Raw genomic sequence first — 16,535 nt, 5'->3', positions numbered from 1 at the left:
TCGCGACCCCTAGATTTTGGGAACCTGTTGCGTGATGCAATGGACGCAGCCGCCCCCGCGTACGATTTCCAGGCCCGGAACCTGCACCAGCTTTCTGTCCGGATAAAGGCGCGCCAATTTCTCCATCGCCGGGCCGTCGGCTGGGTCGTCGAAGGCCGGCGCGATCACCGCGCCGTTGGCGATGTAATAGTTGATGTAGGACATCGGCAGGCGGAGATCGTGCTCGACCCGCTTCTCCGGATGGGCGATCTCCACCACCTCAAAGGGTTTGCCGGCCGCGTCCTTGGCGGCGCGCAGCCGCTTGGCGTTCTCGGCCAAGCGCTCGTACTGCGGATCGCTGGGATCCTGCGCGACCAGGGCGGCGATCACCCCCTCGCGCACGAAGCAGGCCAGATTGTCGACGTGCCCGTCCGTGCTGTCATATTCCAGCGCCGCGCCGTCCAACCAGATCACCTGGGCGCCGCCCAGCGCGCGGGTCAGGATCTCGTCGGCCTCGGGCTGACTCAGACCGGGGTTGCGGTTGGGGTTCAGCATCACCGTGTCGGTGGTGAGCAGCGTGCCCCGCCCGTCGGTGTGCAGGCCGCCGCCCTCCATGTAGACGTCGATAGGGTAGCGCGCGGCGCGTTCGCGCTCGATCATCACCCGCGCGATGTCGGCGTCTTTCTCCCAGCTCGAGAACGCCTCGCCCCACGCGTTGAACCTCCAATCGATCCCGGCGAGCCGGCCGTCGGCGGCGGTGACGAAGGTCGCGCCGATGTCACGCGCCCAGCTGTCGTCCAGCGGCGCCTCGATCACCTGCACCGACGGCCCGCAGCGGGCGGCGGCGTCGGCCGCGTGGGCCGGGTCGGCGATCATGATCAGCGGCTCGAAATCCGCGATCGCCTGGGCGACCTGGGCGTAGGCGTCGCGCGCTTGCTCCAAGCGGTCGCGGAACGCTTCCTCGCTGCACGGCCAGGCCATGTAGGTCGCGGCGTGCGGCGCCCATTCGGGCGGCATCGTGAAACCGTCCTCGCTTGGATAGCGCGTCGTCATCCCTCTCGCCCCCCGAGCCGTCGGTCCGGCCCTACATCACGCCCAATTTCGCAGCCGCGGCGTCCAACGATTCTTCCGCGATGTCGAACAGCGCATCGATCTCCTGCTTGGAGATGATGAGCGGCGGGGAGAGCACCATCGTGTCCCCGCAGGCCCGCATGACCGCGTTGCGCTTGAAGAATTCGTCCCGGCACACGGTGCCGGCCTTGCCGTCCGGCTCGAAGCGCGCGCGGGTCTTCTTGTCCTTAACCAGCTCGATCGCGCCGATCAGGCCGCGCGTGCGGGTCTCGCCCACCAGCGGATGATCGTCGAAACGCTTGATCGCCTCGGCCAGGTAGGGGCCGGTCTCGTCGGCCACCTTTTCGACCAGACGCTCGCGTTCGATGATCTCGATGTTGGCGAGCGCCACGGCGCAGGACGCCGGATGACCCGAATAGGTGTAGCCGTGATAGAACTCCCCGCCGTTTTCCATGACCGCGTCGGCGACCCGGTCCGAGACGCCGGACGCGGCGATCGGCAGATAGCCGGAGCTCAATCCCTTCGCCATCGTGATGAGATCCGGCTCAATGCCGAAATTCTCCAGGCCGAACCAGGTTCCGGTGCGTCCGAAGCCGCAGATCACCTCATCGCAGATCAGCAGAATGTCGTACTGCTTGCAGATGCGCTGGATCTCCGGCCAGTAGGTCTCGGGCGGGATGATCACGCCGCCCGCGCCCTGGATCGGCTCGCCGATGAAGGCGCCGACGGTTTCGGGGCCCAGCTCCAGGATCTTCTCCTCGACCTGTTTGGCCGCGTGCAGGCCGAACTCGGCCGGATCCATATCGCCGCCCAGCTTGAACCAATAGGGCTGCATGACGTGATGGATCGAGGGGATCAGCTTGCCCCCCTGCTTGTGCATCGGCTTCATGCCGCCCAGCGACGCGCCGGCGACGGTGGAGCCGTGATAGGCGTTCTCGCGGCTGATGATGTTGACCTTCTCGGGCTTGCCGACCGACTGCCAATAATGGTGGACGAGCCGCAGGTTGGTGTCGTTCGCCTCCGAGCCCGAATTGGCGAAGAACACGCGATTGAAATCAGCCGGGAGCTTCGAAGCCACCTTTTCCGCCAACTCGATCGAAGGCGGATGCGCCGTCTTGAAGAAGGTGTTGTAGTAGGGCAGCTCCAGCATCTGGCGATAGGCCGCCTCGGCCAGCTCCTGGCGGCCGTAGCCGACATTGACGCACCACAGGCCGGCCATGCCGTCCAGGATGCGCTCGCCGTGCCCGTCGATCAGATAGACGCCTTCGGCCCGCGTGATGATCCGGCTGCCGCCTTCGCCGTGCAGCCCCTTGTGATCCGTGAAGGGGTGCAGGTGATGCGCCGTGTCGCTCTTCACCAGCGCTTCGACGTCGTAATTCCGGATCATTTCGCTCATGGGGCCTTATCCTTATGTGACGCGTCCATCCCGCAGGGTCCGCACTGTATCAAATGTGATCACATTTGCAAATGTGATCACAAATTAGCCGGTCGTTCTCGGCCGCGGCGCGAACCGTCCGGGGCGGCTGCGCGGGGTTAGAATTGGGCTGCCATCCCGGCCGAAGCGCAGCGGAGAGCCGGGATCTCGACGATCCTGCTCCTCTCGCCAGATCCCGGGTCGGCCTAACGACCGCCCGGGATGACATCCCGTACGTTAAACTGTGAGAAACCCGACATCCTCGAACACCGCGTCGGCGATCGCCGCCAGCTCCGACGCCGCCGTCGTGCCCGTCAGCACGCCGATCGCATAGCGCGCGCGGGCCGCGCGGGCCATGTCGACGTCGTGGCGGTTGTCGCCGATCACCATCAGACGCTCAGGCGCGACGCCGGCCGCGTCGCAAAACGCGAGCGCCTGGCCCGGGCCGGGCTTCGAGCCGTGACCTGAATCGTAGCCGGCGAGGAAGTCGAGCCGCTCCAAAAGGCCGAAGGGGCCGAGGCTGGCGCGCGCGCCGGCCTCGCTGTCCGCCGTCGCGACGCCGAGCTTCAGGCCGCGGGCCTTGAGCGCGTCGAACAGCGCGTCCAGCGCCGTGACCGGCGTGGGGACGCAATGCCGGATGAAGAGCGCGTCGATCCGCGCGGCGAGCGCGTCCGGGTCCTGCGTCAACCTTGCAGGCAGCAGGGTCGCCCACGCGTCGACGATGTCCTGCAGATCGCCGGCGGCCAGCGGCGAGCCGGCGCGCACGCGCCCGCTTTCAGGATCGTAGCCGCCGCGGGCCAGAAGCCGCGCGGCCAGACCCTCGTCGCCCGCCGACAGCGCGTGCGCGACCGCCCGGTTCGCCGGCATCCAGGTGGCGTGATAGTCGAGCAGCGTGCCGTCCTTGTCGAACAGCACCGCGTCGACGCTTGTCAGATCGACAGTCATCCTATGTCCTTAGCCCAAGGCCCTATCGGCGAAAAGACGAGGAGCGCGTCCCCCGATGAGTTTCAACGAAGCCCTGGCCCAACAGCCCGACTGGGTCCAGATCTGGAGCTACTGGATCACGGCGATCGTGTTCGCCGCCGCGCTCGTCGCGCTGATCCAGCCGGGCGCGCGCAAGCTGGGCGCCGCGATCGTGATCCTGACGGCGCTGACCAGCGCGCTCACCTACTGGATCTTTCTGGAGCTCGGCTTCGTGCGGCTGCTCGGACTGGGGCATCTGGTGTTCTGGACGCCGCTGGTCGTCATCCTGTGGCGCGGCCTGCGCAGCGAGGCGCCGCCGCCGACGCCGGCGCGCTGGCTCATCTGGGCGTGCCTGGCGACGCTCGTCGTCTCGCTCGGCTTCGATCTGGTCGATACGATCCGCTATCTCCTCGGCGAGCGCGCGCCGCTGGCGTGAGCCGGCCTGGTCGGCGCCTCAGGCCGCCAGCCCCTTCACCGAGCCGCCGTCGACGCCGGACTTCGAGAGCTGGTCCGAGACCATCTTCTTGAGCGCCTTGAGCCCCGCCTGGTCGTGCGATTCGCAGCGCACGACGAGCGCGTTCTGCGTGTTGGAGGCGCGCAGGAGCCACCAGCCCTCCGCCACCTTGACCCGCACGCCGTCGATGTCGTTGACGTTCGCGTCGGTGGCGGCGAGGCGGGTCTTCACCTCCTGGACGATGTCGAACTTGCGCTCTTCCGGCACGTCGATGCGCACTTCGGGCGTATTGACCACCTGGGGGAGCGCCTTGCGCAGGTCGGAGAGCTTGTGCTGGCTTTCAGCCAAGTGGTTGATCAGGCGCACGGCCGCGTAGAGCGCATCGTCGTAGCCGTAATAGCGGTCGCCCAGAAAGATATGGCCGCTCATCTCGCCGGCGAGCGGCGCGTTATGGACCGCCATCATGCTTTTGATGATCGAATGGCCGGTCGGGCACATGATCGGTTTGCCGCCGAGACGCTCGATTTCGTCGAACAGCACCTGGCTCGCCTTCACGTCCGCCAGCACCGGCGCGCCCGGATGGCGCTTCAGCACCTCTCCGGCGAGGATCGCCAGCAGCTGATCGCCCCAGATGATCTCGCCCTCGTCGTCGATCACGCCGATGCGGTCGCCGTCGCCGTCGAAGGCGATGCCGAGGTCAAGCTTCTCGTCGATCACGAGTTGGCGCAACTGTTCCAGATTTTCGGCCACCGTCGGATCGGGATGATGATTGGGGAACGAGCCGTCGACCGTCTCGTTCAGCAGCAGATGCTCGCCTCTGAGCCGGCGGGCGAGGCGCAGCAGCGCCGGGCCGGCGGCGCCGTTGCCCGCGTCCCAGCCGACGCGCAGCGCGCGCTTCGAGTGATAGTCGACCAGCAGCCGCGCGACATAGGCCGACATCGCGTCGACCTCCACGACGCCGCCCTCGGCGCGCGCCCAGACGCCGCGTCCGGCCAGATCGCGCAGGCGCTTGATGTCGTCGCCGAAGAAGGGCTTGCCGCCCACGACCATCTTGAAGCCGTTGTATTCCGGCGGGTTGTGCGAGCCGGTGATCATCACGCCCAATTCGGCGTTCAGCATCTTTGCGGTGAAGTAGAGGCACGGCGTCGGCACCAGCCCGATGCGCAGCACGAACAGCCCGCAGGACGCGATCCCGCGGCACAACTCCTCCTCCAGCACGGTGGAGCTCATCCGGCCGTCGAAGCCGACGACGGCCACGCGCCCGCTGCCTGCGGCCGCGATCGTCCCCAGCGTGCGGCCGAGCGCCAGCGCGTCCGACGGCGTCAGCGTCCGCCCGACCACGCCGCGGATGTCATATTCGCGCAGAATCGTCGGATCGAACCTGTGTCCGCGCACCGCCATCGCTCTTGACCCTCCTGTCGGCCCGTCGTCCTAACCGTCGCTCCGGTCAGGCGGCGCGCCGCTCCCCACTACCGCCGCCATGCGACGGCGACGCCGCATGCACCGCGCATCCGCCCGAACCCGGCCGGACAACCCGCCGGTCCCTTCGCCGGCCCCGTCGCCGGCCCCCTTCGCCGGCCCCCTTCGCCGGCCGTCAGCCGACCGACCGCCGACCGACGCTGATATATCGAAAGCCCGCCGCCTCCATGATTCTGGGATCGTACAGGTTCCTCATATCGACGACTATCGGAGATTTAAGGGCGCTGCGGATGCGCACCAGATCGAGCGTGGCGAAGAGACGCCATTCTGTCAGGATTGCGACGGCGTCCGCGCCGCGGAGCGCGCCATAGGCGTCCTCCGCCCAGTCCACGCCCGGCATCAGCTCGGCCGCGTTGGCCATTCCCTGGGGATCGAAGGCGACGACGCGCGCGCCGCGCCTTTGCAGTTCCGGGACGACGGTGAGCGCCGGGCTCTCGCGCATGTCGTCGGTTTCCGCCTTGAAGGTGACGCCCAACACGGCGACGCGCTTGTCGGTCAGATCGCCGCCCAGCGCCGTCTCGATGCGCTCGACCATCGCCTCCTTGCGGCGGTCGTTCGCTTCCACCACGGCCTCGACGATCCGGCTGGGGGCGCCGTAGCCGCGCGCGGTGGTGACGAACTCCAACGTGTCCTTCGGGAAGCAGCTGCCGCCGTAGCCCGGCCCCGGTTTCAGGAAGCGCGGTCCGATGCGGGTGTCGAGACCGATGCCCTGAGCGACCTGGTCGACGTCGGCGCCTGCTTTCTCGCACAGATCCGCGATCTCGTTGATGAAGGTGATCTTGGTCGCCAGGAAAGCGTTGGCGGCGTACTTGATCAGCTCCGCCGATTCCGGATCGGTCACCAGCATGGCGTGCCCCTGATCGGTGAGCGGCTTGTAGAGCTGGCGCATCACGTCGGCCGCGCGCTCGGAGCGCGCGCCGACCACGACGCGGTCGGGGCGCGTGAAGTCCTCCAACGCCGCCCCCTCGCGCAGGAATTCCGGATTTGAGATCACCTCGAATTCGTCCGGCTCGCGCGTGCGGCCGATGATCCCGGCCACCTCACGGGCGGTGCCCACGGGGACGGTCGATTTGTTGACCACCACCGTAAACCCGGTCATGGCGGCGGCGATCGCCTCCGCGGCCGCGTGGACGTACTTCATGTCCGCGTGGCCGTCCTCCGGTCGCGGCGGGGTTCCGACGGCGATGAAGACGGCGTCGCGGCCGGGAACGCCCTCGCTGACTTCGGTCGTGAAATGCAGGCGCTTGGCGTCGGCGTTCCGACGGACTACCTCCTCCAGCCCCGGCTCGTAGATTGGGATGCGGCCCTCTTCCAAGGCGGCGATCTTCTGGGGATTGATGTCGATGCACGTGACGTCCCAGCCCATATCCGCAAAGCAAGCGCCGGTGACGAGACCCACATATCCCGCGCCGATGGTGGCGATCCTCATGCCCTTCGTCCCCCGTAAAGTCTCTCAGTCGCGGTCCAGCTCGGCGGCGAAGCGACGCACCGTCGCCGCCGCCGCTGCGCGGCGCGCCGGGTCGGCCAACGCGTAGGCGATGTTGGCGGCAAGCCAGCCGTCCTTCGTGCCGCAATCGAAGCGCTCCCCCTCGAAGCGCAGCCCGTGGAACGGCTGCCGGCCGATCAGCGCGGCCATCGCGTCGGTCAACTGGATTTCGCCGCCGACGCTGCGCTCGTGACGACCGAGCTCCTCGAAGATCTCCGGCTGCAGAATGTAACGCCCGATGATCGACAAGGTCGACGGCGCGGCCTCGGGCGCGGGCTTCTCCACCAGCCCGTCCACCCGCGGCGTGCGAGAGTCCGGGTCCGGCGTCGCCAACACGCCGTAGCGCGCGGTGTCGGCGCGGGGCACGTCCATAACGGCGGTGAGATTCCCGCCCAACGTCTCATAGGCGTCGACCAGCTGCTTCAGACACGCCGTGCGGCTCAACACCAGATCGTCCGGCGACACGACGGCGAAGGGCGCCTCGCCGGCCAGCTCGCGCGCGCACCAAACCGCATGACCGAGACCCAGCGCCTCGCGCTGGCGGACGTAATGGATCGCACCGGGCGGCGGCAGATAGTCCGTGATTTCGGCGACGGCGGCCTCCTTGCCGCGCGCCTTCAGCGTCGCCTGCAGTTCGTAAGCCAGATCGAAATGGTCCTCGATCGCCTGCTTGCCCCGCCCGGTGACCAGCACAAAGCGGGTGATTCCCGCCGCCATCGCCTCTTCCAGCCCGTATTGGATCAACGGCTTGTCGACGACTGTCAGCATCTCCTTCGCCATCGCCTTGGTGGCGGGCAGGAAGCGCGTGCCGTAGCCGGCGACGGGGAAGACCGCGGTGCGGATCGGGGCGTTGGGCATCGTCGGAATCGCTCGCTCGGTTGGAGGGGCGAGGCGAGGGGGAGCGCCTGCGCCACCGTGCGCGGTTCTGCCACAGCCCCCGCAGCCCGGCAAGCGGCCCGCCGCCGACCAGGCCGACCGACGGGGCGTTTAGGCGCCGGCGCCATGAAATCTTCACATCGGGCGACGCACGGACCCTTGCGCAGTTCGGTCCGAACGGTTATTATTTCGGATACCGAATTAATGGGTCGCTTCGTCAGTCCCAGCGTCTCGACCCGGGCCGTCCTGTCGTCAGTGCGGCTCCTATAAGGCGCGGGGTAAAGGAGAGATCGCACATGTTGAACGCTCGCACCATAGCCGTCGGATGGATCAGTTCCGTCCTGCTCGTCGCCTCCGGCCTCGCCTTCGGCATGGCCGAAATGTCGGATCACGCCGCGGCGGTCGAGGCCGAGCGCGTCCAACCGGCCGAGTCCGTCAAAGAGATTTGAATCTTCGCGCGGGTCACTTGCCCAACAGCACGCGCTTCGCCTCATTGACTTTGCTGGCCATGTAGTCGGAGCCCCCGACGTCCGGGTGCACCACCTTCATCAGGCGCCGATGCGCGTCCTTGACATCCTGGGCGCTCGCCCCCGGCGAAAGGCCCAGCACCCGCCACGCTTCGTCGTCCGTCATCGCGCCTTGGCCGCCGCCTGAGCCGCCGCGGCCCGATCCCGCGCCGGCGTCGCCGAAGCCCCCTTCATAGGAGCCGCTGCGGTCGCCGTCGTCGCCGCCGAAGGCCTTGCGCCAGTCCGGGCCGTGCGTGCGGTCGAGATACGCCTCCAGGATGCGCATCGACTGCGCGTCCTCGCGCGCCACCTCGCGGGCGAGGTCGAGGCGCTCGCCCGCGTCCAACTCGCTCAGCATCCGGCCGACAAACGGCCCCTCCTTGATTCGTCCGTCCATCGCGCCGCTGTCATGGTCGAGCGTCATCTCAAAGAAGCGCGTCGAGACGGAGGAGCTCTTGCCCCGGCTGGGTCCCTGCGCCGCCTTCCAGAGATTGCGCAGCATGTTGATGCGGCTGATCCACGGGATGAGGCCGAAAAGGGCCGCCCAGATCAGCGAGAACCGCCCTGTGGCGATCAGCAGGACGGCGAGCAGCACGCCCAGACCGGCGACGATCCACTTGCCGGAATTCAGCACCTGACCCGGCTTGGCGTTGGCGAACCAGTTGAACAGGTAGAGCGCCAGGATCAGCACCCCGACGCCGAGAAAGAAATAGCTCATGGTCCGCCGTTCGCCCTCTGACGCGCGCCTCCGCTCATCGCCGGCCGCTCAGCCGGTCGATCAGCAGGCGCGCTTCGCCGCCGCCGCCCTTCTTCGTATAATCCTCCAGCGCCGCGACGCCGCCCGCGGCGTAGACGGCGACGGCCGAGAGCAACCGCTTCAATTGGTCTGAGCTGTTGAGATCGAACGGCGCCCACGCGCCGCCGGTCAGCCGTGCGATCTCGCGAAACGCCTTTTCGGCGATCGGGTCGCGGCCTTCCTGGAACAGGAACGCGGGCACGCCGCGCAGACCCAACTCGCCGGCCTTGGCGCACACGGCGTCGATGTTCTCCTCGAAGGCGTCGCCGACGAAAACCAGGGCGCCGACCTTGCGGCCCTCGGCAAGCGAGCGCTTCGCCTCCTTATCGGCGTGGTTCAGGATCTTGCCGATCTGGGTCTGGCCGCCCATGCAGCGCACGGACGTCATCTGCCGGGCGAGGCCCTTTGCGTCGGGCTGCCACTTGCCCGCTTTGCACTCTCCGAAGCCGCGATAAAAGACCAACTGCACGTCCAGGCCGCCGATCGCGCGCGTCGCCTCGAACATTTCGCCCTGGATCTGGCAGGCGCGGTCCCAGGTCGGCTCCCGGCTCATCGTCGCGTCGAGAGCGAAAATCAGCCGCCCGCGCGCTCCGCCGCCGGGGGCGGGTTTCGGCGCGCGCTCTAGGTTCGCGAGGAACGTCTCGACCTCGGCGTCTGTGGTCGAGGGGGGCTGGGTCCGGTCGCGTTTGTCGGGCGTTCTGGCCATGGCGGTAATATGGGGCGATCCAGGGGCCGCGTCACCCGTAAGCCGGATCAATCGTCACGCCGGCGCCGGCGGCGTCAGGCCGATTTCGATCATCAGGTCGCGCACTTCCTGTCGGGCGGCGAGATGGGACATATTCATCCGCACGTCCGCGCCCGGATTGCGCAGGTCGAGCAGCGTCAGCCCCTTCAGGAAAAGCTCGCGAAAGATCACGCGCTCGGAAAAGCCGCGCGCCGTGCGGAAGCCGATCCGCTTGGCGAGCCGCTCCATCGCGATTTCCATCGCGCGCTGGTTTTTGCTGTCGAGCTGGCCCAAACGGTTGCGCATCACGATCCAGTCGAAGGTGCGGTTCGTTCCCTCGCGCTTCGCCTTCTCCATCTTAACGCGGAAGACCATCTCGGCGTAGCGGCTGGGGTGCTTCACCTCGTAGGTTTCCGGATCGATGGAGGCCAGCACGTCCAGATCGACGAAGCTGTCGTTGAGCGGCGTGATCAGCGTGTCGGCGTAGGAATGGCCGACGCGGCTCAGATTGCTGTCCGCGCCGGGCGTGTCGATCACCAGGAAGTCAGCGCTCGCGCCGAGCCGGGCGACCGCGTCCGCCACCGCCGCCCGATCGGCGGCGTCGGCGTCGGCCCGCGCATCGTGCTTGGCGGCTTCCAGCGCTTCGAAGCCGGGGATCGGCAATTGCAGGCCCTTCTTCTGCGCATAGGCGCGCCGATTGGCGATGTAGCGCGAGAGGGTGCCCTGATCGGCGTCGAGGTCGAGACACGCGACGCGCGCGCCGCCCGCCATTAGCGCCGCGCACAGATGCATCACTGTGGTCGACTTGCCGGAGCCGCCCTTCTGATTGCCGACGACGATCACATGGGCGCGCGTGCGCGCTCGGCTCTGACTCTCTTCGTCGGCGGTGGACATCTCTGGCTCGCCCTCTTTATTCCTCGGCGCTTTTGCGCGATTCTCCCAACCGCGTCAGCCGCGTCGAACTGCGGCGCAGCATAGTCAGGAAAGGCCCATGAACAAGAGCCCGCGCCGCGCCGCCCCGCCGTTTCTAGCGCTTCTCGTCGCCTTTGCGCTCGCGGCATGCGAGCAGGTCGGACTCGAGGCCCTCTCGCCCGGCGAGCATCTGTTCCAGACGGTCGATGAGGACGATCCCCGCGCGCCGCCGCCGACCGTCATGCAGTTCGATTTGGAGACGCTGGAGGGGACCTCGAGCCTGCTCTCGACGCGCGTCAACGAGGACGACGCGGTCTTTGAGCGCCGGCGGATCTGGCGCACGGCGGATCCGACAGGGGTCCACGCCTCAATCCTGATCCAGAGCCGAACCAACGGCCGCGTAATCAGTTATCCGGGCGACGTCCGTGAGGCGATCACGCTTTGGCCCGATCTTTATTTGAAGAACGCCGCTTTCGCCGCGTTGATTCAATCGCGTAACGCGCTCGGGCCGGTGTTCTATCGGCGGTTCGAAGCGGGCGGGCAACTGTGCGTGCTCTTCCAGCAGGGGCTAGGCCCCAATCCGAACGAGGTCATGCGTCGGGTCGCCGGCTATTACTGCGCGCCCGTCGGCGACGGTCTGACCGCCGGTCAGGCGGAAACGGTCATACGGGCGGTCAGGCTCGTCGATCGGGACGAGTGAGCGCGCTGGCTTCTTCGACCGCGGCGCCCTATCTCCATCAGGCGATGGTCCGGGTTAGGCATCATATCAAGAAGCATTCGCTTCGCCTGCTGCTGCTGCTGGCGCTGCTGCTGGCAGGGCCGATGTCGATGCTCGCCATGGGGCAAAGCGCCGGCGCCGACTGGCGCACCGCCTCACGCGATCCGGTCGGAATCGCCCCCGATCCCGCGGTCCATCCGCAGCCGATCGTCCAGGTCTACGCCGCGCGCGCCTACGGCTGGCGCGGGGCGTTCGGCGTGCACAGCTGGATTTCGCTGAAGGAGGAAAGCGCGGCCTCCTACGAGAACTGGCACGTCCTCAGATGGCGCGCCCGGTACGGCGGCGCCGCCGTGTCGCGCCGCACCGGCCCGCCGGACCGCCGTTGGTTCGGCAGCGCGCCCCAACTGGTCGCGCACCTGGAAGGGAACGCGGCGGCGGCGGCGATACCGAAGATCCGCGCGGCGATCGAGGCCTACCCCTATACGCGTGACTACACGCTATGGCCCGGGCCGAACAGCAACACTTTCACCGCCTGGGTGGGGCGCGCAGTCCCGGCGCTTGAGCTCGATCTGCCGCCGACGGCGATCGGCAAAGACTATCGCGGGGCGGAGGTTCTGGGCGCGGCGACCAGCGGTACGGGCGTGCAGTTCTCCCTCTTCGGCCTGCTCGGCGTGACGGCGGCGCTGCGCGAGGGGGTGGAGGTGAATGTCGCCGGCCTGACGGTCGGGCTCGATTTCGACGATTTGAATCTCAAACTGCCCGGCGTCGGGCGGGTCGGCCCCGCCCCGAACCGCCGAGCGGAGCAGGCCGGCGATTAGGCCGTCAGTCCCCTGGGCTGTCCGCCCCGAAGCCCCTCCCCGCGAAACCCTGCCATGCAGAATCCGAATGGAGGGGAGTGACGATCGTCACTCCCGTTGTGCGCCGGTCTCGACTATCTCCCGCCGGTCCGCGCGGTAACGGGGGACGGTCTTGCTTATCGACTCCTCCGGTCCGCTTCATGGGGAAACAAGAGATGATTGATATCGAAATTCGGCGCGCCCGCCGTAATGAGGCGTGCGAGGCGGCCGAACTCGTCCGGGTCGCCCTCGGCGAAGGGGCCGAGCGCCTGTGGGCGCAAGATGCGGCGGCGAACGAGAGCGGGCTGCAGGCGGCGGCTCGCACGATGGCGCGGGCCGACGCGCCGCTTCCGCTAAGCGCGGTGCATCTGGCGACGTTGGACGCCATGCCGGCCGGTTTGCTGTTGAGCCGGCCGGAGGCGGCGTCCCGGGGTTGGCGTATCGTCGCACTGGCTGTCTATCCGGAATATCGCGGCATGGGCTTAGGCCGTCGCCTGATGCGGCTCTCGGAGACCTTGGCCCGCGCCCATGAGGCGACGCGCCTTGAACTCAAGCTTCCGACCGACGCGGCCGCGGCCCGCGGCTTCTTTGAGGCGCAGGGTTTTCGCGCCATAGGAACGCCGTCCGGGGGGCGGCTCAGCAAGCCGCTCGGCGAAAGCTGGGCCGTCGCGGCGTAGGGTCGCGACGCGCACGGCTGACGTCGCCGCCGAAATCGGCTAGCATGACGCTGTCATCCGCAAAACGAGGCGCCGCTCATGGCCATGCCGGCCGCGACCCTGACCGCCATGCATGTCTGCCCGATGGTGACGGGGGTGGTCCCGCATGTGGGCGGCCCGGTCGCGGCTCCCTCCGCGCCGACCGTCTTGGTCGGCGTGATGCCGGCGATCGGGCCGGGCTCGATGGCCGTCTGCGTGGGGCCGCCGGACAGCGTGGCGATGGGCTCGCCCACCGTTTTGGCGGGCGGCTTGCCGATGGCGCGGGTCGCCGACAGCTGCGCGCACGGCGGGACGATCGTCGTTCCCCAACCCACGGTTTTGGTCGCCTGAACCGCGCTAAATATTCGTAAGGCCGTGTTCGAGGACTCGCGGCGCAGCATGTCGGGCTCCGCCGGGATTCGTCGCTCTCCGGACCGGGCGACAGGTCAGGGTTTATTTTCCTTTTCTTGTGAATGCTTTCTTGTGCCCCCGATTCCGCCAGTGATATCATCCGATTAGCCGATTCTATATTTGGCGGGTCGATCGGAATCGGCCCACCAGATATGGATTTTTAAGCTGGAAACGAGGAGCGACGAGCCCGATGGCGGCGGCGAGTATGGGCGGAGGGGAGCAGGTCGGCGACGGCGGCGGGGGCCGCTGGCGACCCGTCGGCGCGTCCGCGCCGCGGCCGGGGATTCTCGGCGTGCTCGATCTCGCCGGTCGCGATTGGCGCGGCGCGCGCGACCGCGCGCCGCGGTTCGAGCGGGCGGCCTATGAGGAGGCTCCGCGCATCCGCCACGGCGGCGAAGCCTTGCGCGTCGCGCTCTCGCCGCGCGCCGCTTACGGCGTGATAGGCGGCGCCGCCGCGGCGGCCTTGCTGTTGTTCGTGGCGGGGTTCCTCGCCGCTTTCTGGCTGATCGCCCCGGACGGGGGCGTCGCCCGCGCGCCTGCGACGCAGGCCCCGACGGACGCCGGCGTCGCGGCGGTCGAGCCGGCGGCCCCCGCCGCGCCCTCCGCGCGAATCCCGGCGCTGATCGCGCGCGCGACCGCCGGCGACGCGCCTGAGACGCCGGCCCCGCCGGCGCCGGAGATCCTGGCCGCGGCGGAACGCGGCGCCGCATTCGATCAGCAGTCCGCCGGCGCCCGCTCGCAAGTCGCCGCGCTGCCTCGAACCTCTGAAACTGTCGCGCCTGAGCCCGCTCAGTCCGATCTCCCTGCGTCGGCGACCGGTGCGCCGCGCGCGCTTCTGAAACGTCTCCCGCCGGCTGTGCGCGCGCCGTCGGCCCCGCCGGAACAGGAGGGAGGCTTCACCGCATCGCCGAGCGCCCGGCCTGCGCCGGCGGAAACCGCCCAGTCGGAGCCGTCCGGCGGTTATGCTCTGCAGTTCGGAGCCTTTCGCGAGCGGGCGAACGCCGAGGAGCTTTTGGCCCGCATCCCCGACGCCCTCGACGCGCGCATAGTGGACGGGCGCGACAGCGCCGGCCGGGCCCTGTTTTACGTCCGCGCCGGAGGCTTTGACAGCGTCGGGGCGGCGCGCGACCGGGCGGCCGAGCTGGAGACCGCGCAAGGCCTCAAGAGCTTCGTGCGCCGCGGGCGCGACGGGTAGGAGCGGGTGACGGTGGGGGCGTGCCAACGAGCTCGGAGGAAGCTGGCGGTCCTCGCCGCTGCGGCGCTGCTGCTCGGCGGGTGCGGTTTGGCGGGCGAGGATGCGCCGGTCTTCTCGCTCGAGTGGGTGGCGCTCGTCTCCGAACCGAACTCGAATCGAAACAATCCGACCGCCGTCGATCTGGTGCTGGTGCATGAAGCGGCGGTCGAAGATCAGATTGCGTCGCTGTCCGCGGCCGACTGGTTCCGCCGGAAGGGTCAGTTTCGTCGCGACTTCCCGTCGGGCTTCACGGTGATCGGCTGGGAGCTGGTGCCGGAACTGGCGATCGCCCCGCGCGCGCTGACGGAGGAGGAGTTGGAGAACGCCGACGGCGCGGCGCCGCGCGCCGCATTCGTCTTCGCAGACTATTTCACCCCCGGCGACCACCGCGCGCGGCTGGAAAGTCAGGAGGCGGTGCGCATTCGGCTCGGCCCCGACGACTTCACGATTGAGTCCTTCGACCCCCCGAATTGAGGGGGTTTCGAATTCTTTTCCGCAAAAAGCCAAGGCGGGACAGGCCTTGTTTTTTATTGTAGGGTCTTCGCGCGTTTTCTTGAGAACGCCCCCGCGCCTCGGCTAGACTCCGGGCGAGAGCGGGGCGTTGCGTGTGCGGGGGCCGTCATTCATGCCGAGATCGGCGCGAGAACTACCGGAGGCGATCGAGTGGCATGAGGGCATGCTGCTCGCCCCGCAGCATTTTCAGCAGCTGGCGCTGCGCGCTGAAGAGCTGTCGGTCTATCACACGCTGAGCGCCGCCCCCTTCCATTGGGGCGTGCGGCATCTGAAAACCGATCCGGTGATGCTTGTCTCCGGCGTCTTCCGGGTGCTCGAACTGGAGGCCGTGCTGCCGGACGGTCTGATCGTCCATCATGTGCAGGGCGAGGGCGCGCCGCTGGAGATCGATCTGAGCGCCCATCAGGACCGTTTGGCGCGCGCGCCCCTTAAGCTTCAGCTGGCGGTCCCGGTGCGCCGGCCCGGCGGGCGGCCCACCGGGGGCGAGCTGCCGCGCTATCAGAGCGTCGACGGGGCCCCGGTCGCGGACGAAATTTCGGGCGAGGGGGAACTGCGCATCGCGCGCATGGTGCCGCGGCTGCAATTGATCGCCGCCGACGCTTTGCCGGAGAAGTTCACCGGCTTTCCGATCGCCGAAATCAAGCTGGAGGAGGAGGCCTTCACCCAGACCGGATTCCTGCCGCCCGCCTTGTCGATAACACGCGCCTCGCCGGTGGGAGAGAGCTGTTCGGCGCTGGCCGCCAAACTTCGCGAGAAGGCGGTCTTCCTGGCTGAGCGGGCCAAGGCGCCGGTCTCGCAAAGCGACCGCCCGATGCTGCATCAGACCCAGACCGTGATCCACGGTCTGGTCGCGGGCCTGCCGACCTTCGAGGCGATCCTTAAGACGGACCGCTGTCATCCTTTCCAGCTGTATCTCTCGCTGACCGGGATCGTCGGGCATATGACGGCGGTGGGGGGCGCCTTGGTGCCGCCGGCCTTGCCCGCCTATGATCACGACGACCTGCGCGCCAGCTTCGACGCCGCCATTCAGTTCGCGATCCAGATGCTTGACCGGGTGTCGGAAGCCTACATCGCCATTCCCTTTGCGGAGGAGGCCGGCGTCTTCCGCCTGAGCCTGGACGCCGCCTGGTGCGATCAGGCGTTGACCGTTGGGGTGCGCGCCCGGCCGGAGATGACCGAACCCGACGTCATCGAATGGATGGAGGGCGCGCTGATCGGCTCCGAACCGATGCTTCAGTCGATGCAGGATCGCCGGGTGCTCGGCGCGGGGCGTCGGCGCATCGATCGCGACGAAGCGCTGGACTTAACCCCGACCCGGGGCGTGGTGCTGTTCCGCATCGAGATCGACCCGGAATTCATCGAGGCGGGCGAGCCGCTTCTCATCCTCTCCGGCGACCGCGGCCGGCGCGAGCCGCCGCAGGAGATCGTTCTTTACGTCCGCAATCCCGCCGGCGACGGGGCGGGTTGA

18 protein-coding genes are annotated in these 16,535 nt (G+C 68.3%); 9 read left to right on the top strand and 9 right to left on the bottom strand.

Translation table 11 applies throughout. From position 1 onward, the window contains the following. Window positions 1-9: 9 nt before the first annotated feature. The 3 genes from RIB45_RS09745 to RIB45_RS09735 all read right to left on the bottom strand — a co-directional run bounded on the left by RIB45_RS09745 (window position 10) and on the right by RIB45_RS09735 (window position 3,409). Window positions 10-1,032 carry an agmatine deiminase family protein gene (locus RIB45_RS09745; RefSeq protein ID WP_350050070.1) on the bottom strand — a complete coding sequence of 341 codons (1,023 nt, stop codon included), beginning with the start codon at window positions 1,030-1,032 and terminating at the stop codon, window positions 10-12. Window positions 1,033-1,063: 31 nt separating this feature from the next. Continuing rightward, a complete protein-coding gene (locus RIB45_RS09740) occupies window positions 1,064-2,446 on the bottom strand; it encodes an aspartate aminotransferase family protein (RefSeq protein WP_350050069.1) in 1,383 nt (460 codons plus the stop codon). Window positions 2,447-2,701: 255 nt separating this feature from the next. Next, on the bottom strand, window positions 2,702-3,409 hold the full coding sequence (locus tag RIB45_RS09735) for an HAD family hydrolase (protein ID WP_350050068.1): 708 nt from the start codon (window positions 3,407-3,409) through the stop codon (window positions 2,702-2,704). 55 nt (window positions 3,410-3,464) lie between these two features. Here RIB45_RS09735 and RIB45_RS09730 point away from each other — a divergent pair, with 55 nt between their 5' ends. Continuing rightward, complete coding sequence (locus RIB45_RS09730) at window positions 3,465-3,863, top strand: hypothetical protein (protein WP_350050067.1); 399 nt, start codon at window positions 3,465-3,467, stop codon at window positions 3,861-3,863. 18 nt (window positions 3,864-3,881) lie between these two features. Here RIB45_RS09730 and pgmG read toward each other — a convergent pair whose 3' ends face one another. The 3 genes from pgmG to RIB45_RS09715 form a co-directional block, all read right to left on the bottom strand. After that, window positions 3,882-5,282 (bottom strand): phosphoglucomutase/phosphomannomutase PgmG, encoded by a 1,401-nt coding sequence (gene pgmG, locus RIB45_RS09725; protein ID WP_350050066.1) that lies wholly within the window; start codon window positions 5,280-5,282, stop codon window positions 3,882-3,884. A 193-nt stretch (window positions 5,283-5,475) separates the two neighbouring features. After that, window positions 5,476-6,789 carry a UDP-glucose dehydrogenase family protein gene (locus tag RIB45_RS09720; RefSeq protein WP_350050065.1) on the bottom strand — a complete coding sequence of 438 codons (1,314 nt, stop codon included), beginning with the start codon at window positions 6,787-6,789 and terminating at the stop codon, window positions 5,476-5,478. 24 nt (window positions 6,790-6,813) lie between these two features. After that, a complete protein-coding gene (locus tag RIB45_RS09715) occupies window positions 6,814-7,704 on the bottom strand; it encodes a UTP--glucose-1-phosphate uridylyltransferase (RefSeq protein WP_350050064.1) in 891 nt (296 codons plus the stop codon). A gap of 314 nt (window positions 7,705-8,018) precedes the next feature. On the opposite strand from RIB45_RS09715, the gene RIB45_RS09710 reads away from it, so the two are divergent. Continuing rightward, a complete protein-coding gene (locus RIB45_RS09710; protein ID WP_350050063.1) occupies window positions 8,019-8,171 on the top strand; it encodes a hypothetical protein in 153 nt (50 codons plus the stop codon). Window positions 8,172-8,184: 13 nt separating this feature from the next. Here RIB45_RS09710 and RIB45_RS09705 read toward each other — a convergent pair whose 3' ends face one another. From RIB45_RS09705 to RIB45_RS09695, 3 genes are read right to left on the bottom strand one after another with little or no spacing between them, the layout of a single operon-like run. Continuing rightward, the gene (locus RIB45_RS09705) at window positions 8,185-8,946 is read right to left on the bottom strand and encodes a DnaJ domain-containing protein (RefSeq protein ID WP_350050062.1); all 762 of its coding nucleotides are present in this window, start codon (window positions 8,944-8,946) and stop codon (window positions 8,185-8,187) included. Between the two features lie 34 nt (window positions 8,947-8,980). After that, the gene (locus RIB45_RS09700) at window positions 8,981-9,730 is read right to left on the bottom strand and encodes a vWA domain-containing protein (protein WP_350050061.1); all 750 of its coding nucleotides are present in this window, start codon (window positions 9,728-9,730) and stop codon (window positions 8,981-8,983) included. A gap of 54 nt (window positions 9,731-9,784) precedes the next feature. After that, window positions 9,785-10,642 carry a division plane positioning ATPase MipZ gene (locus RIB45_RS09695; protein ID WP_350050060.1) on the bottom strand — a complete coding sequence of 286 codons (858 nt, stop codon included), beginning with the start codon at window positions 10,640-10,642 and terminating at the stop codon, window positions 9,785-9,787. A 97-nt stretch (window positions 10,643-10,739) separates the two neighbouring features. Here RIB45_RS09695 and RIB45_RS09690 point away from each other — a divergent pair, with 97 nt between their 5' ends. The 7 genes from RIB45_RS09690 (at window position 10,740) to tssK (ending at window position 16,535) form a co-directional block, all read left to right on the top strand. After that, window positions 10,740-11,360: a hypothetical protein gene (locus tag RIB45_RS09690; RefSeq protein ID WP_350050059.1), complete on the top strand. Its 621-nt coding sequence runs from the start codon at window positions 10,740-10,742 to the stop codon at window positions 11,358-11,360. Then, window positions 11,357-12,196: a DUF3750 domain-containing protein gene (locus tag RIB45_RS09685; protein WP_350050058.1), complete on the top strand. Its 840-nt coding sequence runs from the start codon at window positions 11,357-11,359 to the stop codon at window positions 12,194-12,196. The genes RIB45_RS09690 and RIB45_RS09685 overlap by 4 nt, the downstream gene beginning before the upstream one ends. A gap of 194 nt (window positions 12,197-12,390) precedes the next feature. Further along, window positions 12,391-12,891: a GNAT family N-acetyltransferase gene (locus RIB45_RS09680; RefSeq protein WP_350050057.1), complete on the top strand. Its 501-nt coding sequence runs from the start codon at window positions 12,391-12,393 to the stop codon at window positions 12,889-12,891. A gap of 78 nt (window positions 12,892-12,969) precedes the next feature. Continuing rightward, window positions 12,970-13,260, top strand: a complete 291-nt coding sequence (locus tag RIB45_RS09675; protein WP_350050056.1) for a PAAR domain-containing protein — start codon at window positions 12,970-12,972, stop codon at window positions 13,258-13,260. Window positions 13,261-13,510: 250 nt separating this feature from the next. Then, a complete protein-coding gene (locus RIB45_RS09670) occupies window positions 13,511-14,515 on the top strand; it encodes an SPOR domain-containing protein (RefSeq protein WP_350050055.1) in 1,005 nt (334 codons plus the stop codon). A 6-nt stretch (window positions 14,516-14,521) separates the two neighbouring features. Continuing rightward, complete coding sequence (locus tag RIB45_RS09665) at window positions 14,522-15,028, top strand: hypothetical protein (protein WP_350050054.1); 507 nt, start codon at window positions 14,522-14,524, stop codon at window positions 15,026-15,028. A 151-nt stretch (window positions 15,029-15,179) separates the two neighbouring features. Next, complete coding sequence (gene tssK / locus RIB45_RS09660; protein WP_350050053.1) at window positions 15,180-16,535, top strand: type VI secretion system baseplate subunit TssK; 1,356 nt, start codon at window positions 15,180-15,182, stop codon at window positions 16,533-16,535.

It is taken from the genome of Marivibrio sp. (assembly GCF_040218065.1).
GTDB lineage: Bacteria > Pseudomonadota > Alphaproteobacteria > UBA8366 > Aestuariispiraceae > Marivibrio.
This window is presented reverse-complemented; position numbering and strand designations above follow the sequence as displayed.

Excerpts from the sequence above, each read along its gene's own strand:
- RIB45_RS09690 (WP_350050059.1), top strand. The coding sequence starts at position 10,740 with ATGAACAAGAGCCCGCGCCGCGCCGCCCCGCCGTTTCTAGCGCTTCTC.
- RIB45_RS09730 (WP_350050067.1), top strand. The coding sequence starts at position 3,465 with ATGAGTTTCAACGAAGCCCTGGCCCAACAGCCCGACTGGGTCCAGATC.
- RIB45_RS09715 (WP_350050064.1), bottom strand. The coding sequence starts at position 7,704 with ATGCCCAACGCCCCGATCCGCACCGCGGTCTTCCCCGTCGCCGGCTAC.
- RIB45_RS09740 (WP_350050069.1), bottom strand. The coding sequence starts at position 2,446 with ATGAGCGAAATGATCCGGAATTACGACGTCGAAGCGCTGGTGAAGAGC.
- RIB45_RS09745 (WP_350050070.1), bottom strand. The coding sequence starts at position 1,032 with ATGACGACGCGCTATCCAAGCGAGGACGGTTTCACGATGCCGCCCGAA.
- RIB45_RS09720 (WP_350050065.1), bottom strand. The coding sequence starts at position 6,789 with ATGAGGATCGCCACCATCGGCGCGGGATATGTGGGTCTCGTCACCGGC.
- RIB45_RS09680 (WP_350050057.1), top strand. The coding sequence starts at position 12,391 with ATGATTGATATCGAAATTCGGCGCGCCCGCCGTAATGAGGCGTGCGAG.
- RIB45_RS09710 (WP_350050063.1), top strand. The coding sequence starts at position 8,019 with ATGTTGAACGCTCGCACCATAGCCGTCGGATGGATCAGTTCCGTCCTG.
- RIB45_RS09705 (WP_350050062.1), bottom strand. The coding sequence starts at position 8,946 with ATGAGCTATTTCTTTCTCGGCGTCGGGGTGCTGATCCTGGCGCTCTAC.
- pgmG (WP_350050066.1), bottom strand. The coding sequence starts at position 5,282 with ATGGCGGTGCGCGGACACAGGTTCGATCCGACGATTCTGCGCGAATAT.
- RIB45_RS09670 (WP_350050055.1), top strand. The coding sequence starts at position 13,511 with ATGGCGGCGGCGAGTATGGGCGGAGGGGAGCAGGTCGGCGACGGCGGC.
- RIB45_RS09700 (WP_350050061.1), bottom strand. The coding sequence starts at position 9,730 with ATGGCCAGAACGCCCGACAAACGCGACCGGACCCAGCCCCCCTCGACC.
- tssK (WP_350050053.1), top strand. The coding sequence starts at position 15,180 with ATGCCGAGATCGGCGCGAGAACTACCGGAGGCGATCGAGTGGCATGAG.
- RIB45_RS09735 (WP_350050068.1), bottom strand. The coding sequence starts at position 3,409 with ATGACTGTCGATCTGACAAGCGTCGACGCGGTGCTGTTCGACAAGGAC.
- RIB45_RS09675 (WP_350050056.1), top strand. The coding sequence starts at position 12,970 with ATGGCCATGCCGGCCGCGACCCTGACCGCCATGCATGTCTGCCCGATG.
- RIB45_RS09695 (WP_350050060.1), bottom strand. The coding sequence starts at position 10,642 with ATGTCCACCGCCGACGAAGAGAGTCAGAGCCGAGCGCGCACGCGCGCC.